Origin of the sequence: Ferrimonas senticii DSM 18821 (genome assembly GCF_000422665.1) — a bacterium.
In the GTDB taxonomy this organism is placed as follows: Bacteria; Pseudomonadota; Gammaproteobacteria; order Enterobacterales; family Shewanellaceae; genus Ferrimonas; species Ferrimonas senticii.
Genome location: NZ_AUGM01000001.1, coordinates 740,521 through 763,770, shown reverse-complemented (window position 1 = coordinate 763,770; position 23,250 = coordinate 740,521). Strand labels below are relative to the sequence as shown.

Annotated in this window: 24 protein-coding genes and 2 pseudogenes; 9 read left to right on the top strand and 17 right to left on the bottom strand. The window is 53.1% G+C overall.

All coding sequences use genetic code 11. The features are described from left to right. From G506_RS20600 to bepA, 6 genes and pseudogenes are all read right to left on the bottom strand, one after another. Positions 1-230 (bottom strand): annotated as a pseudogene (locus G506_RS20600) (IS481 family transposase); the annotation flags it as partial. Between the two features lie 166 nt (positions 231-396). Then, positions 397-807 (bottom strand): annotated as a pseudogene (locus G506_RS21130) (transposase); the annotation flags it as partial. A gap of 199 nt (positions 808-1,006) precedes the next feature. Beyond that, positions 1,007-2,890, bottom strand: coding sequence for a hypothetical protein (locus G506_RS18650; protein ID WP_051201861.1), 1,884 nt, complete (start codon positions 2,888-2,890; stop codon positions 1,007-1,009). A 19-nt stretch (positions 2,891-2,909) separates the two neighbouring features. After that, a complete protein-coding gene (locus G506_RS0103485; protein WP_051201860.1) occupies positions 2,910-3,302 on the bottom strand; it encodes a DUF2069 domain-containing protein in 393 nt (130 codons plus the stop codon). Beyond that, complete coding sequence (gene arsC / locus G506_RS0103480) at positions 3,299-3,646, bottom strand: arsenate reductase (glutaredoxin) (RefSeq protein ID WP_028115662.1); 348 nt, start codon at positions 3,644-3,646, stop codon at positions 3,299-3,301. The genes G506_RS0103485 and arsC overlap by 4 nt, the downstream gene beginning before the upstream one ends. A gap of 43 nt (positions 3,647-3,689) precedes the next feature. Then, on the bottom strand, positions 3,690-5,144 hold the full coding sequence (gene bepA, locus G506_RS0103475; RefSeq protein ID WP_035386916.1) for a beta-barrel assembly-enhancing protease: 1,455 nt from the start codon (positions 5,142-5,144) through the stop codon (positions 3,690-3,692). Positions 5,145-5,248: 104 nt separating this feature from the next. On the opposite strand from bepA, the gene G506_RS0103470 reads away from it, so the two are divergent. Then, positions 5,249-5,476 carry a sulfurtransferase TusA family protein gene (locus tag G506_RS0103470; RefSeq protein ID WP_028115660.1) on the top strand — a complete coding sequence of 76 codons (228 nt, stop codon included), beginning with the start codon at positions 5,249-5,251 and terminating at the stop codon, positions 5,474-5,476. A gap of 21 nt (positions 5,477-5,497) precedes the next feature. Continuing rightward, positions 5,498-6,571 carry an AI-2E family transporter gene (locus G506_RS0103465; protein WP_028115659.1) on the top strand — a complete coding sequence of 358 codons (1,074 nt, stop codon included), beginning with the start codon at positions 5,498-5,500 and terminating at the stop codon, positions 6,569-6,571. A 78-nt stretch (positions 6,572-6,649) separates the two neighbouring features. On the opposite strand, the gene G506_RS18645 is transcribed toward G506_RS0103465, so the two are convergent. The 9 genes from G506_RS18645 to G506_RS0103420 form a co-directional block, all read right to left on the bottom strand. Further along, entirely contained in the window at positions 6,650-7,099 is a 450-nt protein-coding gene (locus tag G506_RS18645) for a DUF2780 domain-containing protein (RefSeq protein WP_051201859.1), read from the bottom strand. Between the two features lie 139 nt (positions 7,100-7,238). Next, on the bottom strand, positions 7,239-7,766 hold the full coding sequence (locus G506_RS0103455) for a DUF3299 domain-containing protein (protein WP_028115658.1): 528 nt from the start codon (positions 7,764-7,766) through the stop codon (positions 7,239-7,241). A 75-nt stretch (positions 7,767-7,841) separates the two neighbouring features. After that, positions 7,842-8,399, bottom strand: coding sequence for a sugar O-acetyltransferase (locus G506_RS0103450; RefSeq protein ID WP_028115657.1), 558 nt, complete (start codon positions 8,397-8,399; stop codon positions 7,842-7,844). A gap of 51 nt (positions 8,400-8,450) precedes the next feature. Continuing rightward, a complete protein-coding gene (locus G506_RS0103445) occupies positions 8,451-9,701 on the bottom strand; it encodes an ABC transporter permease (RefSeq protein ID WP_028115656.1) in 1,251 nt (416 codons plus the stop codon). Next, entirely contained in the window at positions 9,695-10,375 is a 681-nt protein-coding gene (locus G506_RS0103440) for an ABC transporter ATP-binding protein (protein WP_028115655.1), read from the bottom strand. The genes G506_RS0103445 and G506_RS0103440 overlap by 7 nt, the downstream gene beginning before the upstream one ends. A gap of 3 nt (positions 10,376-10,378) precedes the next feature. Then, positions 10,379-11,008 carry a ZrgA family zinc uptake protein gene (locus tag G506_RS0103435; protein ID WP_028115654.1) on the bottom strand — a complete coding sequence of 210 codons (630 nt, stop codon included), beginning with the start codon at positions 11,006-11,008 and terminating at the stop codon, positions 10,379-10,381. A gap of 37 nt (positions 11,009-11,045) precedes the next feature. Then, a complete protein-coding gene (locus G506_RS20830) occupies positions 11,046-11,372 on the bottom strand; it encodes a hypothetical protein (RefSeq protein ID WP_156904769.1) in 327 nt (108 codons plus the stop codon). Positions 11,373-11,391: 19 nt separating this feature from the next. Next, the gene (gene bcp, locus G506_RS0103425; RefSeq protein ID WP_028115653.1) at positions 11,392-11,853 is read right to left on the bottom strand and encodes a thioredoxin-dependent thiol peroxidase; all 462 of its coding nucleotides are present in this window, start codon (positions 11,851-11,853) and stop codon (positions 11,392-11,394) included. Between the two features lie 11 nt (positions 11,854-11,864). Next, complete coding sequence (locus G506_RS0103420; RefSeq protein WP_028115652.1) at positions 11,865-12,422, bottom strand: glycine cleavage system transcriptional repressor; 558 nt, start codon at positions 12,420-12,422, stop codon at positions 11,865-11,867. Positions 12,423-12,589: 167 nt separating this feature from the next. On the opposite strand from G506_RS0103420, the gene dapA reads away from it, so the two are divergent. The 5 genes from dapA (at position 12,590) to G506_RS0103395 (ending at position 19,119) form a co-directional block, all read left to right on the top strand. Continuing rightward, positions 12,590-13,462 (top strand): 4-hydroxy-tetrahydrodipicolinate synthase, encoded by an 873-nt coding sequence (gene dapA / locus G506_RS0103415; RefSeq protein WP_028115651.1) that lies wholly within the window; start codon positions 12,590-12,592, stop codon positions 13,460-13,462. 20 nt (positions 13,463-13,482) lie between these two features. Next, the gene (bamC, locus tag G506_RS0103410; protein WP_035386914.1) at positions 13,483-14,565 is read left to right on the top strand and encodes an outer membrane protein assembly factor BamC; all 1,083 of its coding nucleotides are present in this window, start codon (positions 13,483-13,485) and stop codon (positions 14,563-14,565) included. Positions 14,566-14,640: 75 nt separating this feature from the next. Continuing rightward, positions 14,641-14,784 (top strand): hypothetical protein, encoded by a 144-nt coding sequence (locus G506_RS20825; protein ID WP_156904768.1) that lies wholly within the window; start codon positions 14,641-14,643, stop codon positions 14,782-14,784. A 142-nt stretch (positions 14,785-14,926) separates the two neighbouring features. Continuing rightward, positions 14,927-15,997 (top strand): efflux RND transporter periplasmic adaptor subunit, encoded by a 1,071-nt coding sequence (locus G506_RS0103400; RefSeq protein WP_028115649.1) that lies wholly within the window; start codon positions 14,927-14,929, stop codon positions 15,995-15,997. Next, positions 15,997-19,119, top strand: a complete 3,123-nt coding sequence (locus tag G506_RS0103395; RefSeq protein WP_028115648.1) for an efflux RND transporter permease subunit — start codon at positions 15,997-15,999, stop codon at positions 19,117-19,119. Before G506_RS0103400 ends, G506_RS0103395 begins: the two co-directional genes overlap by 1 nt. A gap of 116 nt (positions 19,120-19,235) precedes the next feature. Here the strand turns inward: G506_RS0103395 and G506_RS0103390 are convergent, their stop codons facing one another. Further along, the gene (locus G506_RS0103390; protein WP_028115647.1) at positions 19,236-20,963 is read right to left on the bottom strand and encodes an AAA family ATPase; all 1,728 of its coding nucleotides are present in this window, start codon (positions 20,961-20,963) and stop codon (positions 19,236-19,238) included. Positions 20,964-21,420: 457 nt separating this feature from the next. Between G506_RS0103390 and G506_RS0103385 the strand changes: the two genes are divergently transcribed. After that, entirely contained in the window at positions 21,421-21,765 is a 345-nt protein-coding gene (locus G506_RS0103385; protein ID WP_028115646.1) for an antibiotic biosynthesis monooxygenase family protein, read from the top strand. Between the two features lie 57 nt (positions 21,766-21,822). On the opposite strand, the gene G506_RS18640 is transcribed toward G506_RS0103385, so the two are convergent. Then, positions 21,823-22,401, bottom strand: coding sequence for a hypothetical protein (locus G506_RS18640; protein WP_156904767.1), 579 nt, complete (start codon positions 22,399-22,401; stop codon positions 21,823-21,825). A gap of 217 nt (positions 22,402-22,618) precedes the next feature. On the opposite strand from G506_RS18640, the gene G506_RS0103375 reads away from it, so the two are divergent. Beyond that, positions 22,619-23,239: a MarC family protein gene (locus G506_RS0103375; protein WP_028115645.1), complete on the top strand. Its 621-nt coding sequence runs from the start codon at positions 22,619-22,621 to the stop codon at positions 23,237-23,239. Positions 23,240-23,250: the final 11 nt, after the last annotated feature.

The window sequence follows — 23,250 nt, the reverse complement described above, 5'->3', positions numbered from 1 at the left end:
GTCTTGCGCAACTCCACCACAATGAACTCCTGAGTTTTGCTCAATGTGGTGCCCAAGTTGTGCTTGGTATGGGAGCCGTCATTTACCGTCGTTCGACGCTTCCAGCGACGGATGGTTGATTCAGCCACACCGAGTTCTCTAGCGAGCACTGCCACTGGTTTGGTTGATTGTTGGATCAGTTTCCGAATTTTCGGTGTGGTGGTGGCATTCGCATGGAGTTTAATCTGCATGTGCTGCTGTCCTTAGCTGCTGAATGAACTTGGCTATCCAGTCACGAGAATATAGGAATCTCGATGCGGAGCAACCAAGCCATTCATCAGGGACCCAACACTTAGGTCTATGACTTTGTTCAGTGCCTTGACGCCAGCCAATGCTACACCAACGACATTGACTTCATTTTTCAGCCCCATGCTTACGTGTTTCCCATTCGCCCTCACCGTAGCCTTTTAGGCTCGTTGAATCGATGACAAGGTGTGCTGTTGGCCCTCGACTTGGGGCGCGATAACGGACGCTTACGGACTTCGCTAGTTTGCTAATGCAGCGACTTAAGCACTGCGGCCATAAGCTCTAACAGCAAATTGATAAACCCTTCTGTGGTATGACAGGCTGCAAATTCCTTTAAGCATCAGGGCAGTTTCAATGGCGGTATTGCTGAATTCAAAAGCTCGACTACGCCCACCGTGATGACCTTGGCTACGCCATTGGTTTTTTCGCAGCATCATCTAACCAAAACATTCAGGAACCACGATTCACCAAGGCTTGGTTGTACTGTTTCCAATTGGTGATTTTGCGTTGTGATTTGCCCATGTACCTGCCCGAAAGTCAGCATTCACAGGATTAGGTCTTCGGGCGGGTAAAAGGTTCAAAAGCCAAAACCAACAACGCCCTTAATGTCAACTGGTTGGGAATACTTACAGATACTGCTGCATTCAAGCTAGCTGGAATGAAAAACTCCGACGGCTTGTCGGAGTTTTCTTATTTTCGTATGGTTGCCTTTCCTAAGGCGTCACTGCTGACGATGCTGATGTCTAGGGCCAAAGTGATCGCGACCCTGCAGTGGTGAGCGTTGTTGCAGTCGAGGTTGTGGCGCAAGCAATGGTGCGGTTGAAGTTGGCAGGTTGATCGCCTCAAACCAATCAACGCCGGTTGCCATTGGCTGCGGTGCAGGCAGTTGGTTGCTGAGATTAGCCACCTCCGGCAACAGCTGGTTTAGCACCAGTTGTACCCGTGGCTTGATGGTGGCATCGCCAACGCGGCCACGTTGTCCCTGGGCCACAATCAGATCCTCGCTGTCATTGTCCGACCGAGGTGTAGTTACGGCGACATCGCGATAGATCCCGTAACGGCGCTGCATCATGATCTCTTCAAACAACATCGCTAAATCTTCACGAACGGTACTGTAGGCATAGTAATCCGATGCCCGATCATTGAAAAAGGCGTTAGCCACTTGGCTCGCTGTCAGTGCTTTTTGGGTATCGCTGGCAGTTTGCCCACGAAAGCTGACCTGAGCGAGACCGGCCATGGTCGAACTGTTCAGGCCGTAACTGGCGGTTAATTGATCCGACGGCAAACCGGCGTCATTGACCCGGGCAAAATACTCGTCCAATAAGGTGTCAGCGCTAATGCTGCTGTGGCTGCTGCGGGGGAAGAAGTCATTGGCGTGGGCCAGTTCGTGGTACAGCAAACTGGCGATCTCCGGTTCTATCTGGCTCCATGGTCGTTCCAGTTTTACCCCTGGGGGATAGTAGAGACTGGCGTAGCTGTTGCCCTGCACATAACGCCACGGGATTAAAAACTGTAACTGGTTGCCAAAACCACTGCGAAAGTCGGGATCTTCATTAATGGTGCGCTGCTGCCATGGGTATTGCCACAGGGTTTCGGGATCAAGATAGATAGCGCCGGTGACCACCCAGTAAAACGACGGGCGCACATCGGCGCTGATCACCACCGCAGTGACACTTGCCAGCAACCGGCGAAAATCGCCGAAGGGATCGTAGTTGCGCAGCAGGGTTTCAAATTGCTGCCCCATCCATGGGTGTGACACCAACAGCCGGTCAAGGATCTCATCGATGCTGGGATCGCTGCTGCGTTGACCGATTAACGGCAACTGGGTTACCGCACAAGGTTGACTGAATTGGGTGTTGTAGACGCAGTTCATCAGTCCTGCTGCCCACGGCGAATCGGCGCGATAGGGGCTAACTCGCGCCAGCGGCTGGTCAAAAAAGGCGTCGGTAATCGGCGCCGGATCGGCAGTTACCCACACGCTGATGATATCTTCACCGGCGCTGCCATCGACATTGCCAGTAAGGCGGAACCTCAGTTCCGTGTCTTGGCTGACTTGCGGAGCGGTAAAGGTATAAAGCTGTGGCGTTTGATTGCCAACGTCGCTGATGCTGGGGCCGCTAAGTTGCTGCCAGCGCAGATTGTCGGGAAACACCTCAGCAACGGCATCAAGGGCTTCGGCGCGCAGGCTGACTCGACCGCCACTGACCACCGTTTGATCAGAGAAACTGCTGATCTGATCATCGTCGCTGCTGGTGTCGAAGCTGATCTCCGCTTGTTGACCATCGATGCTTACCGCAAAGCGGTAACTGCCCGATTCGGCAATGGCAAAGGCGGCGAGGGCGCTTTGTGGGTTGGCAATGTTAACCGCCGGTCCCGACAGTTGCTGCCAGTTAAAGCGTCGATTGCTGCTGCCATCGACTTGAGCCCAAAGGGCGATGCCGTCGCCACTGGCGAATCGCTCGGGCGCGTTGATGCTGACATCAGCAGCGGGGGTTAGCGTTGGCGGTGGCACGTTGGATTGGGCGGGATTGTCACCGCCACTGCCGCCGCCACAGGCGGTGAGTAGTGCTATCAGAGAGGTCGTGGCGAACCATCGTTGCGTCATGAGATCTCCTTGCAAAGAGTTAGGTGCTATCGGGGCGCTTTAATCCAAGGCCGAGTTCGCGACCACGATAGCGAGCAAAATAGGTACTGCCGAGCAGCCATGCCAGCAGACAGAGGATAGTGGCACTGGCGATAACTCGCTCATCAGGGTAAACCCACCAAGCGGTGGCGCTGCTAAGCAGATACAGCGCGGCAATAAAGCCCGACCAAGCGTGGGTGTAGGGTTTGCCTTGCAACAGACCTACGGCGGGCAGCAGCAGCGGCAGCAGCAACAGCCATTGGAACCAGCTGCTGGTATCGCGGGCGGCAGTGGCGGTCCAAATTAGTAGCAAAGCTAATGCTGACAGGTAGCTGCCTTGTGCCAATCGCAGCCAGTGTTTGCTGCTGGCCAATGGTTGTGATGACTTGCTCATAACAGCGCCAACACGTTTTCCGGCGGGCGACCGATGCAGGCTTTACCCTGATGCAGCACCACTGGCCGCTCAATCAGTTTCGGGTGTTGGGTCATGATCGCTAGCCACTGTTGGCGGCTAAGTTCGGCATCCTTTAAACCAAGCTCGGCAAACAGCGCTTCTTGGCGGCGGATCAGCGCCAGCGGTTCGATGCCGAGCTGCGTTAGTGCCTGATCCAGTTGCGCGATGGTGGGGGGCGTTTCCAAATAGCGCACGATCACCGGTTCAATGCCTTGTTGCTGCAGTAGTGCTAGGGTTTGGCGGCTTTTGGAGCACCTTGGGTTGTGCCAAATGGTGGTGGTCATAACAGGTCCTGTTGTTATTGTTGTCACCCTCAACCATGAGGGGTTATTGGTACTGCTTCATCTGTTGCTGCGCTTCGCGCAGTTGCTTGATACGCGCATCAATGCGCGCCAGTTCTAACGGTTCACTCATTGATTGTTTGTAGGCGCGTTGCAATTGATCAATTGCCCGTGGGTAATCGGCTCGCAGCGCTAAGATCTCCGCTTGCGCTTGATGGCGTTTGCCAGTCATATCCAGCCGCTGATAGGTCTCGCTTAACAGGCTCAGTACCGTACTGTTTTCAGAATCCAGTACCAGTTGCCGTTCAAGCAGCAGCTTGGCCTGTTGGTATTGGCCTTCGCGCAGATGCATATTGGCCAGATTGATCTCGATTACGCTGTTGTTAGGGCGCAGTTTGCGTGCCTCGGTCAGTGCTTTAATGGCGCGGGGACGCTGATTGGTGGCATCCATCACATCGGCAAAGGTATCGAGATAAAACAGGTTATGCGGATCCTTTTCGCGCAGTTCGCTAATCAGTTGCTGCGCCTGTTGCAGCTGTTTCTGCTCCAGATAAGCCAGTGCCAAGCCGTAATTGGCGGCGTCCTTCAGCACCGGATCAAGTTGGCGGCTTTGCTTGGTTAAGATAGACACCGCCACTTCGGTGCTAAAGCCGGCATAGCGAACTTGGGTGCGCGCCTTGGCCAGATGGAAGTGCAGGCTCGGTTTCACCAATATTTGCGGATATTGCGCCGCGCGTACTCGACTGTCGGCAATCCGTGACTCTGGTAAGGGGTGGGTTAGCAGCATCTGTGGCGGCTTGCTGGCAAAGCGGTATTGCGCTGCCATTTTGCCAAAAAAGCTGGGTACGCCATTGGGATCAAAACCCGCGGCCACCAACGAGCGCATGCCGATGCGATCGGCTTCTTGTTCGTTGCTGCGGGTGTAGTTGATCTGCGCTTGTTGGCCCAGAGCCAGGGTTGATTGCAGCGCTGCGATCCCCGCTTCTGGGGCGGCCATCGCCAGCAGCACCGAACCCAATACCCCGGCGATGGTGGCTGGAGTAAAGCGCTGCTGTTGCTCAATCGACCGCGCTAAGTGACGCTGGGTCACGTGCGCTACTTCGTGCGCCAGTACCGATGCCAGCTCGCTTTCATTGTCGGCGTATAGGAACAATGCACTGTGCACACCAACGTGGCCGCCAAAAAAGGCGAAGGCGTTGATGTCATTGTTGTTTACCAAGAAAAATTCAAACGGGGTACGCACGTTGTTGGCGTGCGCCACAATTCGATAGCCGATGTCATCAAGGTATTCGGTCATCACCGGATCGCTGATGATCGGCAACTGCGACCGCAGCACCCGCATATACATCGCCCCAATTTCGTTCTCTTGGTCGATGGTTAGGGTGGTGGCAGCGGTGGTGCCCAGCTCTGGCAGATTGTTGCTGCTGTAAGCTATCGGACTAAAACCGGCTGTGGTTGCGGCCACAATGGCAGCAATAAGAGAGCGCTTAATCAACTTCACGTGTAGGGTAATTCCTTAATCTTCATCCAGTTTACCCCCTAGTGGTTTATGTTTGGAACCGTGCAGGTAATAATGCGTGCTTGCATCGGATAAGGAGACAGTTTGTGGAGCAAGACACCACCGCGTTGGTTGATGTTCGCCACTTGCGCTGTCCAATGGCGTTTGTGCAGATCAAATTAGCACTGCAGCGTCAGACGCAGCGGCCACTGCTGTTGTTACTATCCGACTCTGGAACCCGACGGGATGTTCCCCGTTGGCTCGATAAAAATCAGATTAGCTACTGCGTGGTCGAAGATACCGATCAGCAGTTGCAGCTTAAACTCACCGGTTGATTCAAGGAATCGCACAGCACCATGTTGAACTTTGTCCGCAGTTGGTATCAGGATAAATTTTCCGATCCCCAAGCCGTGACTTTGGCCGCCATCTTGATGGCAGGCTTTGCACTTATCTATTTCTATGGCCAACTGCTGATGCCAATTTTGGTGGCGGTGGTGTTGGCGTACATGCTGGACTGGCCGGTTACACGCTTGCAAGCGATGGGGGTGCCCCGTTCGATGGGCGCCAGTATCGTGTTGGCGGTGTTTGCACTGTTGATGACGGTGGTGGTGTTGGTGCTACTGCCGGCGCTGTGGCAACAGGGGATGGCGTTGGCAGCAGAGGTACCAACCATGGTGGCGATGTGGCAAGCGTTTATGTTGGAGTTGCCGCAAAAGTATCCTGACTACATCGACTCGACCCAGCTATCGACGCTGGTTAAGTCCTTTAATGAGAACCTGTTGCAAGGTGGCAGCAGTCTGCTATCGCTGTCGCTCTCTTCCTTGGTTAACTTAGTGGCGCTGATGGTCTACGCCATTGTGGTGCCGCTGCTGCTGTTCTTCTTCTTAAAAGATAAAGCGGAGCTGCACCGCAGTTTTGCCCGCTTTATTCCGGATAACCGTGAACTGGCCAAAGAGGTAGCGGCCGAGATGAACGTTCAGATCGCCAACTACATTCGCGGTAAAGTGATTGAAATTTTGGTGGTCGGATTCGCCACCTTTATCGGCTTCTACTTGCTGGATCTGCGCTATGCGGCGCTGTTGTCGGTGCTGGTTGGCCTATCGGTATTGATCCCCTATATCGGCGCCACCATCGTCACTTTGCCGGTAGCAGCGGTGGCGTTCTTCCAGTTTGGGGTATCGACGGAATTTGGCTACGTGATGCTGGTGTATGGCATCATCCAAGCGCTGGATGGTAACGTACTGGTGCCATTGCTGTTCTCCGAAGCGGTTAACCTGCATCCGGTGATGATCATCATTGCGGTGTTGATCTTCGGTGGCTTGTGGGGCTTCTGGGGAGTGTTCTTCGCGATCCCATTGGCCACCTTGGTTAAAGCGGTGATCAACGTTTGGCCAAGCGCCCGCAAAGTGGCGGCCGCCGAACAGGCGTAATCGCAAGCGCGCTCTTAGCGAAAACACAACGCCAGTGGCTTAACCGTCACTGGCGTTGTTGTTTTATATCAACACGCCCTAAAGCAGGGCGCTTTTGAGTTGCTCGACCAGACCAGCGCCGCCTTGATTGTCGACGTAATCCAGTAACACCTTGCTGAATTGACCGACCATATCGCTATCGAGTCCCAATGAAGAGAACGCGCTATTGAGATTCAGTAGCGAACTGGCGTCAGTGCTGCTGGTGATAAGCCCCATTAAACCGGAACTGGCCTCACCTTGGTTGCTCTCTAGCAACTTGCCGCCCGAGGCCAGCAAGCCATCCATATTAGGAATGATGTTGGCTAATGAGCCCAGACTGTCTTGGCTTAAATTGGGCGCCGCCGTTGCTAAAAGTGCTCCAAGGCCACCACTGGCTTGGGATTCACTGACCCCAAGTTGTGAGGTTAGGGCGCTGATTAGCTCATTGGCGTTGGCCTGCAGCGGCAGCGCCAATATCAGCAGCATCAATAGGGTTTTAACGCGGTTCATCGGGACTCCTCCAGCTTGGATTGCTCTTTGCAAAGGTAGTCCTGAATTTACGGTTGACCAGTGGATTATCCGAAGCCAGATAGCAACAAGCACCTCAATTGAGGTGCTTGAAAGTATTCTAGCTGTCAGTTGTCAGCCGTTAGCCTTCATCGTAGGGGTAGGCGATGTCCGCTTGCAGCGAGTAGCCGGTGCTGGTGCTGTCATCGACGGTAAAGCCGCTGGTCAGCAAGGTGCCGTCAACCCAGATGGCGTCCCAGATGATGTCCATCGGAATGCCTTTGGGGTATTTGACGTAGATAATCTGATTGGTAGGTGGCGGTGGCACGTGGATACAGGCGCCGAAGTAGGGCACCAACAAAAATTCGGTGACGTTATATTCGTCGCTTTCCAGCGGCACCACAAAACCGGCGATATGCACCTTTTGATTATTCAGGGACTCGATCACCTCGCCGTAAGGCTGACCAATGTTAGCCGCTGCTAGCGGGTCGAACGGCGCCATGCTATCGCCCATCGGATCGAGGCCGTGGTTGATCATCGGCGGTGGCAGATTGCGTTCGGCCTCCGGCATCAGTTGTGGCCAGTCGAGCTGACGATAGTCATCGGCTGTGGCGATGCTGGTTAAGCCGACGCTGATAAACAGCAGCGCCATCCGTAATACTGATCTCATTGCAACCGTTCCCTCCGATCACTTCGGGGTGTTTGCCCCAGTGCTTTTTATTGAATTGAGCTACAACCAGCGTCGTTAGTCAACGCTTGCTAGGGATTTCAGTACCCGCGCTGGTGTACCGCCGACTAAGCAGTCCGGCGGCACATCGTGATTGACCACCGATCCGGCGGCCACCACCGAGCGCGCGCCGATGGTGACGCCTTGGTTGATCACCACGTTGCCACCAATCCACACATCATCTTCAATCACAATCGGTTTGCAGTAGGTCTGCCACTGACGGCGCTGACGATGATCGAGCGAATGCGAGGCGGTATACAGCTGGCAGGAAGGGCCGATCATCACATTGTTGCCGATAGTAATGGTGGCGCCATCGAGCATGGTGATGCCCATATTGAAAAAGGTGTTATCGCCGATGCTAATCTGTTCGCCGAATTCGCATAAAAACGGCGGTTTTACGATCGAACCTTTGCCGATGCGATTTACCAGTTGGCTGAAAAGCTGTTGTGACTGGCCAAAATCGGCACAGCTATTGAAAGCTAAGGTTAGCGAGAGTGCTCGGTCGCGCACGGCGCACATCTGTGGATCGGCGCCATCGAACGCCTCGCCGTTTAGCATTTTTTGATATTCGGTCATAGGGTACAACTTAGGGTAAAACAGGGCGCCAGCAGCGCCCAGTGGAGGAAATTAGAGTCGTTGTGACAAGCCGTCGGCTAAGGTGCGTCGGTAGGCGCGCCATGCTGGTAGCAACGACACCACCGCAGCGGTGGCCATTACCGCCGCCAACATCAGCAGTAGCTGCTGATCGGGAGCGTGCATCGATAGCTGCAAGCCGTAGTGATGCAGTGCCCACGGTGCCAGCAGCAGCACCAGTGCTTGTGCCAGTGCCAAGCCCGCGAATGTGCCGACCAGCGCCAGTGCCATCGCTTCGCCCCACAACAACATAAAGATGTGCCGTGGTTTGGCACCGATGGCGCGCAGTACCGCCATCTCTCGTCGGCGTTCATTCAGTGATGCCAGCAAGGTGGTGATCATTCCGGTCAGGCCAATCAGAATCACGCAGATGGTGACCACTTGCAGCGCTAACTCCGCTTGGCTTAGCAGTTGCCATAACTGTGCCAGTGCCATCCCCGGCAGCACCGCCGACAACGCCTCTTGCTTATCGGTGTTGATCTGCCGCTGTACCGACAACAACTTAAACTTGCTGCTTAGGCCAACCAGCGCCGCCGAGATTGAGGTCGGGGTCAGATCGTATTTCTCAATCAGTTCACGGTCGACTTGGGCGGTTTTTACCCCACCTTGCCAGCCGATGTGGATGGCGCTAATCGCTTCCAGTGATACATGTAAGGTGCGATCCACCGGTGTCCCTGTTGGCGCCAAAATCCCGCTTACCGTAAACGGCAGATCGTCGTGATTGGAAAAGCTGGTGGCGGAACCGGTACCGTGAGCCAGTGCTAACTGATCCCCCAGCTGATAGCCCAAGCGCTTGGCAACTTCGGCACCAAGCACCACATCAAACAAGCCTTCGAACACCTTGCCTTGACGGAGCGTCAGCGGTTGCTGGCGGCCGTAGCGGTAACGCTCAAAGTAATCGCCGTTGGTGCCAAGGACTCGATAGCCTTTGTGCGAGTCGCCCAGCATCAACGGCACCGTCCAGCTAACGCCATTCATTTGGCCTACCTTCTGGTAGCTTTGCCAGCTCATGTTGGCGGTCGGCTGGCCTAAATGGAACACCGAATAGAGCAGCAGATTCAGATCGCCACTGCGGGCTCCGACCAGCAGATCAGTGCTGGCGATGGTGTTGGTGAAGCTTTGTTTGGCTTGCTGGCGCACCATCTCGACGCTAACAAACAGTGCCACCGCGACCGCAATCACGCCAATGCTCAGCAGGGCGCTGGTGCGGCGATTTCTCAGGCTTTGCAGCATCAGGCTTAGCATGGCAACACCTCGCTACCCTGGGCGGTCAACTGCAATTGATAGCGGCGATCCGCCAAGGCTTGCAAGGCCGGATCGTGGCTGATCAGCAGCAACGCCGTGCCTTGCTGGCGGCACTGTTCCGACAGCAGCGCCATAAAGCGATCGCGGTTGTCGGGATCCAGCGCCGAGGTCGGCTCATCCGCCAAAATCAGTTTGGGTGAACCCAGCAGCGCCCGAGCGGCGGCTACCCGTTGCTGTTGGCCGACCGACAGACGATTAACCGATTGCTGCTGCAAGTTGACGTCCATCTCCAGCGCGCTCAGTAGCGACTGCGCTCGCGCTTTGGCGCTGCCATCAACACGCTTGCCTTGAAACTTCAGCGGCAGCAGCACGTTATCCAATACCGACAGATAGGGCAGCAAGTTAAATTGCTGAAACACGATGCCAAGAACACGGGCTCGCAACGAATCGCGCTGACTGGCCGACAGTTGACTTAAGCGCTGCTCGGCTAAGGTGATCTCGCCCTCGGCTAATGGCAATACCCCGGCGATCAAGTTCATCAAGGTGGTTTTGCCACTGCCGGAAGCCCCTTGCAGCATCACCATCTCGCCGGCGTTGACGCTCAGTTGGTTAACGCTTAAGCCATGATCTGCCGCCCACTGGTGCTTTAGATCATTAATCAGCAACACACTCATCGATCACCACTCCAACTGTGGTTGCTTAGCGGTTAGCTCGCCGCCGTGGCTGCCAGATTGCAGCAGCACTTGAGTTTGCAATTTTTCGATGCGCGGGTAGTGCTTAAACAGGCTGGTCTGCAACTGCTGCAGTTGCTCCGCTTGTTGGCATTGCCACAGCCAGTTAGCGGTCACATCCATATGGCTGGCATCGGGGTTATTTAGCCCTTCAGGCTTAAGGACCTCGACCGATACTGGCGTGCACGCCGCGGCGGCGTTGAAACTAAAGAAACGGTGACCGGCGGTCAGTTGCTTTAAGGTTCGGTCGATAACGGCGCGCTGCTCATCGTTCTGTGGCGCATGTTCAAAGCCCCACAAGCTTTCCGATGGAATGGTTAGGCTTAGCATCACTTGTTGCTGATCTTGCATCAATGCCAGTTCGCCCAAACCGTGGGTGTGGCCTTCAAAGTGCAGCATCTCACCATCATGATGGTCATGGTCATGGTCATGGTCATGGTCATGGTCATGTGCATCGTGTTGATGGTTAGCGTGCGCTGACTCGGCGTGGGACGAATGCGACTCATGTGAATGATCAGCGGCGATGACGTTGGCGGCGAATAACAGCGCGGCGATGGCGGTAATTTGGGTTTTCATATTGGTGTTCACTCAAGAATGTTAGTGGGATTAATGGTTAGCTTGAGTGAATCTCCGGCGGATCACGGCTGCACGGTATTGGTGAGGCGGCGGCGAATAACGCCGGAGTCGGCAACGCTTGTCGCTCTGGTAACGGGCAGGGTAGCGTCACTGATGACGGTGTACTTGCCAGCGGCGAGGTTAACCGTTTTAGCAGATCATATTGAGGGCAGGGCTGATCGCCATGATGGTGCTCATCGAGCTGATGATGCGCTTGGTGGTGCAGGGTTTCGGCCAACGCTTGGCTGGCTACCGCGTTCAGCAGTAGCAGCCACAAACAAAGCAGCGCCGGTAACCAGCGCTGTCGTAACCAAGGCGTTGCCATCGGTACCACGGCCTAAGGCTTAGTCCAACAGATCCAGCACCACTTGGTGATGGTCTTTGGTTTTGAACTTATTGATGAAGTGGGTGATGGTGCCGTCTGCGCCAATCAAAAAGCTCAACCGATGGATGCCATCGTACTCTTTGCCCATAAATTTCTTATGGCCCCAAACGCCGAACGCGTCGGCCACCGCATGGTCTTCATCGGCCAGCAGATGGAAGTTCAGTTGATCGCGCTCGGCAAACTTAGTTAGTCGTTTGACCGGATCTGGGCTAATCCCCATCACCACCACGCCTTTGGCGGCCAGTTCGGCTTGGTGATCGCGCAGTTGCTGCGCTTGCACAGTACAACCCGGAGTCATCGCTTTCGGATAGAAGTACACCAGCACCGGTTTACCGGCGAAATCGCTTAGACGGATGGTCTCATCGTGCTGGTTTTGCAGAGCAAACTCGGGCGCTTTATCGCCCGCTTGCAAGGGAGAGATTGGCGTAGTCATCAGTTTTGCTTCTTTTCCATGTAGTTATCTGGGTTTTCCATACGGCTGATGGTGCAGTCCAAGCCAATGTTGTTGGCGAAGGCGATCAGATCCCGTTGCAGCTGATCCAAATCAACCTCATCGGTCACCGCTACTCGTACTTCTAGTAACTGCAAGCCACTGGAACCTTTGGTCTTATCGGCGTGGGAGCTAAAGCCCGACAGGCTGAGGTTGCGATCCACCAAGAACTGCGAAATTTTCTGCATGGTGCCGCGCTTGTCCTCACCCTCAAAGCGGGCGACCAAGCGGCCGGTAAAGGCTTCGGCGCTGTGCTGGGACGTGCGTTTACAGATAGTCATCAGCTCCAGCTGCGCCGCCAACATAGGCAGCTCGCTTTCCAAGCGGGTGATGTCTGGGTATTCGCCGCTAACCAGCATAATCAGGGTAAATTCGTTGCCATAGATGGCCACGCGGCTATCGATGATGTCGCAGTCACAGCTGGCGGTCAGGTTAGCCAGTTGATACACCAGTCCAGGGCGGTCGGTGCCCATCGCGGTAATTGCCAAAAATTGGCTCATAATTCGAGTTTCCTTGTGACTCAACGGGCGATCGGCGCCTCTTGTCTGAGTTCGGTTCTTTTTTGTATGGCCGTCATGCTATCACAACTTAATCTGGGTGGTAGCGACCTTGTTTTAGGCCTGCTGCGTCAGTAGTATTGCAGGCCTATCTGATTGGGAAATAAAAGATGTTTCGCGGAAGTTTAGTAGCGCTAATCACCCCTATGCACGCCGACGGCTCGGTGGACTTTGACAGCCTCGCTCAACTGGTTGAGTTTCATATCCAGAACGGCACCGACGCCATTGTTGCCAATGGCACCACTGGCGAATCCGCAACCCTATCGAAAGCCGAACAGGTTGAGGTGGTAAAAGCGGTTAAACAAGCGATTGCGGGTCGAGTGCCGTTGATTGCCGGCAGCGGCAGCAACAACACCGCCGATGCCATCGCCCTGACTAAGGCGCTGGATGAAGTTGGCGTGGATGCGATGCTCAGCGTCACTCCGTACTACAACAAACCAACCCAAGCGGGTTTGATTGCCCATTACCAAGCGATTGCGGCGGTCACCACCACCCCACAGATCCTCTACAACGTTCCGGGTCGCACCCAATGTGATCTGGCCAATGCAACCGTTGCGGAACTTAGCAAGGTTAGCAACATCATAGGTATTAAGGATGCCACCGGCGATCTGTCGCGGGTGACGCCACTCCGCCAAGCTTGTGGCGACGATTTTCTGTTGCTCTCTGGTGATGATGCCACCGCCATGGCGTTTATCTTTAGCGGCGGCGATGGGGTAATTTCGGTTACTAATAACGCCCGTCCAGCGCTGTTTAAGCAGCTGTGTGATGCCGCCTTGGCGGGCAAGCTGGTCGAAGCGCGTGCGCTGAATGCCAAGCTGGTGCCGCTGTACGAATGCTTGTTCGTTGAAGCCAACCCAATTCCGGTGAAGTGGGCGGTGCAAGCGGTCGGCGCGACGGCCTGCACCCATTACCGCTTGCCGCTGACCCCAGCCACCGAGGCAACGCAACAATTAGTCCGTCAGGCGCTGGAAGCGTCTGCATAAAAACGATTCGAGGAAGCTCAATGAAACGGAGTCTTGTGGCCATCAGTTTGGTCGCCTTGGTGGGTTGTTCCACCCCGTTAGAACGTCGCCAAGCCAGCGGCGGTTTTGAATACGAACAGGCCAAGGCCGGTCAGCAACTGGTGATCCCAGACAACCTGAAACAGCCAAACTACAGCCGCGAATATCAGATCCCGCAGTTGGGCAGTAAGGTGGATAGCTCAATTCAAGGCGCCCGTTTAGATGTGCGACCACCGCTGCAAGTGCTGCCGTTGGCGGCGGGTACCCGTCTGCAAGATGGCACCGACAGCGTTACCGTGATCATCGAAGCAACCAACAACAACGACAATCTGACGGCGGATATCGATAACGCCATCATCGGTTACTTGGGCAGCCGCAACATCACCATCGCCAGTAATCAAGGCGGGGTGATCACCACCGATTGGATTGAAACCAACGAAGTGATCGGCAAATCGTGGTTCAAAGATAAAGTCTACCAAGTACGCCAGCGTTATCAGTTTGCCCGCAACGTGAAAGATCACGGCCGCAGTGGTTCAGTAAGCATCGAAGTGATTGATCACCAAGAGTCTTTAGATGGGGTTGATGAGCAGATCGTACTGACCAACGCCGATAAGCGCCGTTATGCCATCGATATGTTGAATGGCTCGATCAGCTACTTAAACTTCGAACGCAATAAGCAGCAAGCGTTGCAAGAGTTGGCCAACAGCCGCAGCTTCAGCGCTGAGCTTGGTTTTGATGCCGATGGTAACAGTGCTTTTGTCGCCAATGCACCGTTTGAACAGGTGTGGACGCGGATGCAAAAGCTGCTGCCAGCGATGGGCTTCCAGATCAAAGATCTGGACCGTCAGCTAGGCACCTTGTTTGTCGATTACCAAAGCGACAGCGGCTTCTGGCAGAACCTTTGGGGCAGCGACGATGTATTGCCGCTAGAGCCGGGTAACTACCAAGTTAAGGTGGCCGAGCAGGGCGAGAGCACCGCCATTACCTTTATGGACGCCGACGCCCAGCCATTGCCAGCCGATAAAGTGACGGCGATGGCCAACACCCTTAAAGAGCTGGTGAAAAAAGAACTAAAAGATCTGTAAAGCAATCTGTCCCGATTGCTTTGCAACTCTATGCAAAAAAGGTCGCTTAGGCGGCCTTTTTTATTGCCTTGGTGAATGACCGCGCTGGTGGATGTGACTACCAAATTGGCGGTCGACATCAATGGAGTTGCTGCGATTGGCGCGCTTATCCAGCACGATAAACTGCCAAAATTGGGCTGTTGCGCCATTAAGCCACTGCAGAGTTACGGCACCATTTAGCCACAATGGCTGCTTAATTATTGCGCTCGAATTGGCGTGTTAACGACAGGTTAATGGCGTTGTAAGGTTTTGTGTCAACCGATTGTCACTTGGCTGCGTAGCAGTAGACTGGCCTGCAGGCAGTACAAGGATCGACAACCCCATGAACAAATCAGCAATTACCATGGTGGTGCTGGCGGCGGCGATAGTCGCTGGCATCTATTACAAAGAACAGGGCGTAAGCGCCAGCGCAGGCGGCCCCCGTGGCGGTGGCGACATCACCGTAATCGTCGCCCCGGTAGAGCAGCGCCAATGGCAACAAGCGGTGGAAGCGCTTGGTACCGTTCGTGCCCAAGAATCGGTGGAACTGACCGCCAAAGTGACCGAACGGGTCGAACAGATCCATTTCGATGACGGCGATAAGGTCGAACAAAGCCAACTGTTGGTGACCCTCAATCACGCCGAGCAAGACGCCAAACTGACCGCCGCCAAAGCCAACTTGGTTGAACAGCAGCGGGAATATCAGCGGATTGAAGGGCTGGTAAAGAACAAAACCGTTGCCAGCAACCAGTTGGATAAAATTCGCACCGCCATCGATGTGGCTCAGGCCGTGGTGGCGCAAACCGAAGCGGAAGTCGACGCACGCTACATCCGCGCGCCATTCTCGGGGGTACTCGGCTTTCGCGAGATCAGCCCCGGCGCTCTGGTTAGCCCCGGTACTCAGATCACCACCTTGGATGACATTTCGGTGGTTAACCTTGATTTCACCGTGCCAGAGCGCTTCCTAAGCCAGTTGACCAACGGCAGCCAAGTGCAGGCACAAGCGGCGGCCTTTAGCCAGCCCTTCAGCGGTACCGTTACCAGCATCGACAGCCGCATCGATCCAACCACGCGGGCGGTGGTGGTGCGGGCGCAAATTGCCAACCCGGATCTGCTGCTGCGCCCAGGGATGTTGATGACCCTGCGGTTAGTGGTTGATGATCGCCTTAGCCAAATCATCCCTGAAGAAGCGATTATTCCGCGCCAAAACCGCCAGTACGTGTTTGTCGTCAGTGACGGCAAAGTGGTGGAGAAACAGATTGAGCTGGGCACCCGTCAGCGTGGTTGGGTCGAAGTAACCAACGGCCTTGAAGCGGGCGAACAGGTGATCACCCGTGGCGCTCAGCGAGTGCGTCCCGGCCAGAGCGTAAACACCTCCAGCAGCGAACGCTTCAGCTATCAGGAGGCAAGCTAATGGTGATCTCCGATCTCTCGGTACGCCGACCGGTCTTTGCCTCGGTACTTAGCCTGCTGATCATCGCCTTTGGCTTGGTGTCGTTCGACAAACTGCCACTGCGGGAATACCCGAAAATTGATCCGCCGGTGGTGGAGATCAGCACCAACTACAACGGCGCCTCGGCGGCGATTGTGGAAAACCGCATTACCCGAGTGGTGGAAGATCGGGTCTCCGGCATCGAAGGCATTCGCGACATTATCTCCTCCAGCCGCGATGGCCGCTCTAGCGTGACCTTAGAGTTCGGCATCGACCGCGATATCGACGCCGCCGCCAACGACGTGCGCGACAGCATCTCGCAGATCCTCGACAACCTGCCCGAAGAAGCCGATCCGCCAGAGGTGGAAAAAGCCTCCGGCAGCTCGGAAGTTATCATGTGGCTCAACCTCGAATCGGATCGGCTTAACTCCATCGAACTGACCGATTTTGCCCGTCGCTACCTGCAAGACCGATTCTCGGTACTCGATGGGGTTGCCAATGTTTATCTTGGTGGTGCCAAAGAGTACGCCATCCGCATCTGGGTTGACCGCCAAAAGCTGGCGGCCCGTGGCCTTACCGTTGATGAGATTGTCTCGGCGCTGCGAGCCGAAAACATCGAACTGCCGGGCGGCTACGTCGAATCCGAATCGCGGGTGTTCTCGGTACGGGTGAAGCGCAGCTACGTCGATCCGGAAGATTTTGCCAAGCTGGTGATCGGCAATGGCAGTGATGGCTACCGCATTCGTTTAGCGGATGTGGCTCGGGTGGAATTGGGCTCGCAGGAGGAGCGGATCACCTTCCGTGGCAACCAGCAGGATATGATCGGCATCGGCATTACCCGCCAATCCACCGCCAACACCTTAGCGGTCGCCCGCGCCGTGCATGAACTGGTGGAAGAGCTTAACGCCACCTTGCCGGAAGGGATGCACATCGCCCGCTCGTACGATTCCTCGGTGTTTATTCAGGCCTCGGTGGATGAGGTCTACAACACCCTGTTTATTGCGATGGGGCTGGTGGTGTTGGTGATCTTCCTGTTCCTTGGCAACGTTCGGGCGATGTTGATCCCGGCACTGACGGTGCCGGTATCGCTGATCGGCACCTTTATCGTCCTCTACGCCTTGGGTTACTCAATTAACCTGCTGACCTTGCTGGCGTTGATCCTCGCCATCGGCATGGTGGTGGATGACGCCATCGTGATGCTAGAGAACATTCACCGGCGCATCGAACTGGGCGAACCGCCACTGAAAGCCGCGTTCTTGGGCGCGCGCCAGGTTGGCTTTGCGATTGTGGCCACCACCGTGGTGCTGATCGCGGTGTTCCTGCCGATTGGCTTCCTTGAAGGGGATCTTGGCAAGCTGTTCCGAGAGTTCTCCATCGCCATGAGCGCGGCGGTATTGCTGTCGTCGCTGACTGCACTGACCCTCAGCCCCATGATGGGTGCTAACTTGCTAAAACCGGTTGAGAAAGAGCCGTGGCTTAGCCGCAAAATCGACGCGGGCTTAACGGTGGTGCGCGATCACTACGGTCAAGCGTTGCAGCAGTGGGTTAAGCGTCCGGCGCTGGTGATCGCAGTGATTGCCGCCGCCTTTGCTGGCTCGGCGTGGCTGGTGAATAAGTTGCCGACCGAATTCTCACCGCGCGAAGATCGCGGCTCGATGTTTGTGATGGTCAATGGCCCAGAAGGGGCGACCTTTAGCCAAATTTCCGAATACATGAATGAGGTCGAGCACCGGCTGATGCCATTGGTGGAATCCGGTGAAATTCAGCGCTTGCTGATCCGTGCGCCGCGCGGCTTTGGCAACACCGCCGATTTCTCTGGCGGAATGGCGATCATTAACCTCGCCGATTGGTCAGAACGGCGTCCAGCGGGGGCGATCATCGCCGATATTCGCGCTCGTTTAAGCGATTTGGCCGGGGTGCGCGCCTTCCCAATCATGCGTCAGGCCTTTGGCCGCGGTGTCGGTAAGCCGGTGCAGTTTGTCCTTGGTGGTGGCACCTATGAAGAACTGGCCGAGTGGCGCGATATCTTGCTGGCGGAAGCCCGCAACAATCCGGGGCTAAAAGGCTTAGATCACGACTACAAAGAGACCAAACCGCAGTTACGAGTCGAGATCGACCGTGAACGCGCCGCCGATCTGGGGGTATCCATTCGCACCATCGGCACCACCTTGGAAACCATGCTCGGCTCCCGTTACGTCACCACCTTTGTTGAGCGTGGCGAAGAGTACGACGTGATTGTGGAAGGCGAGCGTGACCGTCAAAACAACGCCAGCGATATGCAGGGGCTGTACGTGCGTTCCGAGCGCAGCGGCGAGCTGATCCCATTGGCCAATTTGGTGACGGTGGAAGAGTACGCCAGTGCGCCACGGTTAAACCGCTTTAACCGTTTGCGAGCGATCACCATTGAGGCCAGCCTTAACGACGGCTACACCTTGGGCGAAGCGCTTAGCTACCTAAATCAAGTGGTCGATGACAAGCTGCCGGAAGAGGTGGTGGTGTCCTATAAAGGCCCATCCCGCGATTTCCAAGAATCCGGCACTGGGGTGATGTTTGTGTTCGTGTTGGCGCTGGTGGTGGTGTTCTTGGTGCTGGCGGCGCAGTTTGAAAGCTACATTCACCCGCTGGTGATCATGTTAACGGTGCCGCTCGCCACGTTAGGGGCACTGCTTGGGCTGTACTTCACCGATCAAAGCCTCAACATCTATTCGCAAATCGGCATCATTATGCTGGTCGGCCTTGCCGCTAAAAACGGCATCTTGATTGTCGAATTTGCCAATCAGCTGCGCGACCAAGGCACTCGCTTTGAACAAGCGATTATTGATGCAGCTCAGTCACGGCTGCGGCCAATCCTGATGACCGGCATTACCACTGCCGCTGGGGCAATTCCGCTGGTACTGGCCAGCGGGGCAGGGGCGGAAACCCGCTTTGTGATTGGGGTGGTGGTGATGTCCGGCATTACCGTCGCCACCTTGTTTACCCTGTTCGTGATCCCAGTGGTCTATCACCTGCTGGCACGCCACACTACCAGCCCAGAATTCGTTGCTCGTAAGCTGGAACAGCAACTGCGTGAAGACAACACCGTGCTGATGAAGAAAGTCAGTTAAGCGGGGCGATGTGAAAAACAAAATCCCCAGCAAGGTTGCTTGCTGGGGATTTTTAACGCTTGGTTCAGGTACTCCGTAGGAGTCACCTAGAGCCACTTGTTATAAGCCGTTAAAGACTATCCTAGCCACTCAATCATGCTCCGAATTTCATCAGAATCAGAGCAGGCATTATCTACACCATTTTTATCTATGTTTTGCTTAAACATCGCCCACGAGTGTTCATTTTTCGCTGTAATACCAAGATGAGCTTCAATTGCACCTTTTTTCCATACCCAAATATTACTTTCTTTAAGTTTATTGTGAAGATTTTCAATAAATACTGTAGCATCATCTTTTTGAGCCAAAGGTGCACAATGTTTAGCTCCAGGAATATCACCCTTCATTACTATTTCATTTGTCTCGCACATACCAGCGAGTATTGACTTTAAGGCAATTATATTTTTATCATCTTCGGCAATTAGTTGGTTATGTATAGCCCCTTTGAAAACATAGTCCAAATCAACGATAGCTTTACACGGTAGATCCATCTTATTTAGAACTGCCATAGTCTTGCCAATATTATCAACTGATCCTGTTTCGATTAATCCCAACTGTTTTTGCCCTAATGTGGCATTATTTATTGCCTTATATATTAATGGCAATAATCTAAGTTCGGTTTTACCTTCCGTGAGAATTACACGATTTGAAAATAGAACATCTGTTGATTGACTTAGAGCAAATAGATGTTCTGATTGTGCTCTAGCATCAGGTATAACAACATTTAGCGCATCCTGAAGCCGCTGCCTGCTGTGCGTACCTTTTTCGGTAGATTTTCTTATGAGCAAGGTATGCTGTGCTTTATCTGAAGTGATCATTTGTGCGGAATGAGTTGAGAATATGACCTGATATCCATTTTTAGTTAGGCCAAAAAGAGCTTCTCGAACTTGTTCGATTGCAAATGGGTGTAAATATAGCTCTGGTTCATCGATTAGTAATAATGTTGTTGATTCACCTTGAGTATTTTTTTTGACCTCAGCAAGTTCTTGAATCAAAGCCATTTGGATTGATCGTTGAGCACCATGTCCGTACTCGCCAAACTCACGTCCAATGTGTTGATCTTCGTAGACTTTTACTGTTCCAGCTTTAAAAATGTCGTCAAAATCTGGAACATTAAAATGTAATTTAAGGCTTACTCCTGGGAAAAAGTTTTCAATTTTTTCATTAATTGACGAATCAATTTTATCAAGTGTGTCTACTCTTTTATTGCCATCAGCACCGATACGTCTAGATATCGCATTTAAATGACGATTAAATAGTTCTTCATGGTTAGATTTTATCGCATCACAAAGTTCTGATAGTAATTTGCCAATTGTTGTTGATGTTTTAGCTTTTGACGAATCTTCTGCTGCATTTTCCATAGCACCAATTTTTATTGGATCTGGGAAAAGAGCTTTGATTGCATTTGAAATCCCTCTTGGATTTGGTCTGAATCCATTTTCAGGGTGTTCAATGTAAAGCTTCATGTCAGCTTTTTTTGTGGCATTCGCAATTTGAACTCTTTTTATTTTGATCCTATTGTCAACAATATATGGACGAATTGGTTCTCTATGTTCTTCATCTAAGCGATCAATTACATCCTGTGTAACCCCTTCGATTAATCCCTCAACTTCAATACTTTGATCTTGATCGTTATAAAAATCACTTGAAAGCAGTTTGTCTTTAAAAATCCATTCGACAGCTTGGAGTATGTTAGATTTACCTGCGTTATTATACCCAACCATTGGTGTATATTCTGTTAGGTCAAATTCTGCATCTTTGCATGAACGAAAGTTTTTAATGGTTATATGAGAAAGAATATGTGACATAAGTTACTTAATATTGAAGTGGAAATCGATTTGGGCTTATAGTGGTGTTATTTAAATAAATAATTCTTGATTTAAAACAAGGAATTATTTCTCTATCAAACTCGATAGGTTTTAGTGCTTTACGAACAAACCTTAAAGTGGCTAACATGCCATTCAATGAGCCATAGGTAAACTCGATTTTGATAAAAGCGGGAACGATGCTGTCAAAAACAGCAATACGACTTAATTAGCGTATTCGATTGGTGATATTGCAGTAAATTACATCAACATTTGGTTGAATCGAATTTTATTCACGGTTGCTATTTGGTAAAAGCTCGATTGACCGAACCGATCTTAGTTGCAAATAACTCACTAGTGCTTATTAATGTGTGTAGACACCATCGCAGTATTTACTGCTGGTAACGCTATCATCAGGCTAGTTTGCTTTTTTTGACTTGATATATAGGGAAGTGCACTGGTGATTGCGGTGATTTTTGAGGTGCACGTGGCCGAGGGCAAGTTGGCGGAGTATGTCGATATTGCCAGCGGCATTCGGCCACTGCTGGAACAGATCGATGGTTTTATCTCGATTGAACGGTTTAGCAGTTTAACCACCGAAGGCAAGGTGTTGTCGCTGTCGTTCTGGCGCGATGAACAGGCAGTGCAACAGTGGCGTAACCTAGAGGCACATCGGATGGCGCAAGGGCAGGGACGTGCTGGAGTATTTTCCGATTACCGCTTGCGCGTGGCCGGAGTAATCCGTGATTACGGCATGGAAGACCGTCAGCAAACGCCAGCGGACAGCGTTGCCAGCCACGGTTAAGGCACAACCGTTAGATCGTGGGGATACCCAGTATCTCCCACGATCTAATGGCTTTCGTTAGCGGGGCAGATCTAGGCTGTAGCTTATTGTTGCGCCATCTTGCGGATTGCTTAAATCAATTAAATAGCCCGAGTAGTCCTCAAAGAATGTGCCGGTAATGATGGTCCAGCCAGACTCGGATTTTTCAATTTTGGTTTCAAACTGCTCTGCAAACGACGAACCGTTAGATTCATAGAGACTTTTCATTGCCTCGGCAAAGACCAATACATTCTCTTGCTCGGCCAGATTAAAGTCGGTTTTTAGGCAGCGGCTAATATCGGGCAACGCTTGGGTTGTAGAGGGTTGCTCCAGCATGTGGGCGCTATTATCTAATGAATAAAACAGATAGCCGCCAAAGTGCATTTCACCCTGTGGCTCTTTAATCATTGGCGTTGCCGCAAAGAATTGACATTGAAATGCGGTGCGAATGGCCAACGATGAAATGGGTTGCACATCGACACTCATCCATGATGTTACTTTTTCGGTAATTTGCTGCTGCGGTGAGGCGGTGGCAAAGGCGCTGACGGTTAACGTAACGGCGATGATGGTATGTTTCATAAGTATCCTTACTGCTGAATCACCGCCGATTGTACACATTCTCAACTTCTATTTGGTCAGGCATAGGTAAGACCACCAAGCTGATTTGGCCGGTTAACTTTCCAGCAGCCCCAGTAAAACCTCAGCCTCTTTCAGTAACTTTCAACAACCTCTAGCAAAAAACCTGCGAACAGTGTTGCTCGCCGCCACCAGCCGGAAACTGCGCGCGGCTGATCTACCCTTTGACGGAGAAATTCATCGTTATTGTGGGGCTTAAGTGGATTACCTAAACCAACTGATCAGCGTCTTTTTCGGCTTCTTTGCGATTATGAATCCAATCGCCAATACCGCGGTGTTTATCGGCCTAACCGCTGGGGTCGAACAAACCGCGAGGGTGGCGCTGGCACGCAAATCATTGCTGATCACTTTGGCGGTGGTGGTGGTGTTTGCGCTGCTGGGCAAAACCATCTTCCATTTCTTTGGCATCAGCTTGCCGGCGCTGCGGATCACCGGTGGGATTTTGGTGTTTATCATCGGTTACCAGATGCTGCATGGCGATAATTCGTCGATGCACAGCAGCGACAATCAACAAAATCTCGATGATTTGGCGGTATCGCCACTGGCGGTGCCGATCCTTGCTGGCCCCGGCACCATCGCCACCGCGATGTCATTCGCCGCCGGTGACGGCTATTTCCCAATTCTATCGACCATCATCACCTTTGCGCTGTTGTGCGTGATTACCTACGTCTGCTTTTGTGCAGGGGAGAAGATCATCAACAAACTGGGGGATAACTTAATTAAGGTGATTACCCGTTTGATGGGGCTGATTTTGGCGGTGATTGGTACCCAGATGTTTTTAGAAGGCGCCGAGCAAGCGATTGCCGCTTTTAAGCCTTAGCTATGGGTAGT

Excerpts from the sequence above, each read along its gene's own strand:
- G506_RS18650 (WP_051201861.1), bottom strand. The coding sequence starts at position 2,890 with ATGACGCAACGATGGTTCGCCACGACCTCTCTGATAGCACTACTCACC.
- G506_RS0103485 (WP_051201860.1), bottom strand. The coding sequence starts at position 3,302 with ATGAGCAAGTCATCACAACCATTGGCCAGCAGCAAACACTGGCTGCGA.
- arsC (WP_028115662.1), bottom strand. The coding sequence starts at position 3,646 with ATGACCACCACCATTTGGCACAACCCAAGGTGCTCCAAAAGCCGCCAA.
- G506_RS0103465 (WP_028115659.1), top strand. The coding sequence starts at position 5,498 with ATGTTGAACTTTGTCCGCAGTTGGTATCAGGATAAATTTTCCGATCCC.
- G506_RS18645 (WP_051201859.1), bottom strand. The coding sequence starts at position 7,099 with ATGAACCGCGTTAAAACCCTATTGATGCTGCTGATATTGGCGCTGCCG.
- G506_RS0103455 (WP_028115658.1), bottom strand. The coding sequence starts at position 7,766 with ATGAGATCAGTATTACGGATGGCGCTGCTGTTTATCAGCGTCGGCTTA.
- G506_RS0103450 (WP_028115657.1), bottom strand. The coding sequence starts at position 8,399 with ATGACCGAATATCAAAAAATGCTAAACGGCGAGGCGTTCGATGGCGCC.
- G506_RS0103445 (WP_028115656.1), bottom strand. The coding sequence starts at position 9,701 with ATGCTAAGCCTGATGCTGCAAAGCCTGAGAAATCGCCGCACCAGCGCC.
- G506_RS0103440 (WP_028115655.1), bottom strand. The coding sequence starts at position 10,375 with ATGAGTGTGTTGCTGATTAATGATCTAAAGCACCAGTGGGCGGCAGAT.
- G506_RS0103435 (WP_028115654.1), bottom strand. The coding sequence starts at position 11,008 with ATGAAAACCCAAATTACCGCCATCGCCGCGCTGTTATTCGCCGCCAAC.
- G506_RS20830 (WP_156904769.1), bottom strand. The coding sequence starts at position 11,372 with ATGGCAACGCCTTGGTTACGACAGCGCTGGTTACCGGCGCTGCTTTGT.
- G506_RS0103420 (WP_028115652.1), bottom strand. The coding sequence starts at position 12,422 with ATGAGCCAATTTTTGGCAATTACCGCGATGGGCACCGACCGCCCTGGA.
- dapA (WP_028115651.1), top strand. The coding sequence starts at position 12,590 with ATGTTTCGCGGAAGTTTAGTAGCGCTAATCACCCCTATGCACGCCGAC.
- bamC (WP_035386914.1), top strand. The coding sequence starts at position 13,483 with ATGAAACGGAGTCTTGTGGCCATCAGTTTGGTCGCCTTGGTGGGTTGT.
- G506_RS20825 (WP_156904768.1), top strand. The coding sequence starts at position 14,641 with ATGACCGCGCTGGTGGATGTGACTACCAAATTGGCGGTCGACATCAAT.
- G506_RS0103400 (WP_028115649.1), top strand. The coding sequence starts at position 14,927 with ATGAACAAATCAGCAATTACCATGGTGGTGCTGGCGGCGGCGATAGTC.
- G506_RS0103395 (WP_028115648.1), top strand. The coding sequence starts at position 15,997 with ATGGTGATCTCCGATCTCTCGGTACGCCGACCGGTCTTTGCCTCGGTA.
- G506_RS0103390 (WP_028115647.1), bottom strand. The coding sequence starts at position 20,963 with ATGTCACATATTCTTTCTCATATAACCATTAAAAACTTTCGTTCATGC.
- G506_RS18640 (WP_156904767.1), bottom strand. The coding sequence starts at position 22,401 with ATGTGTACAATCGGCGGTGATTCAGCAGTAAGGATACTTATGAAACAT.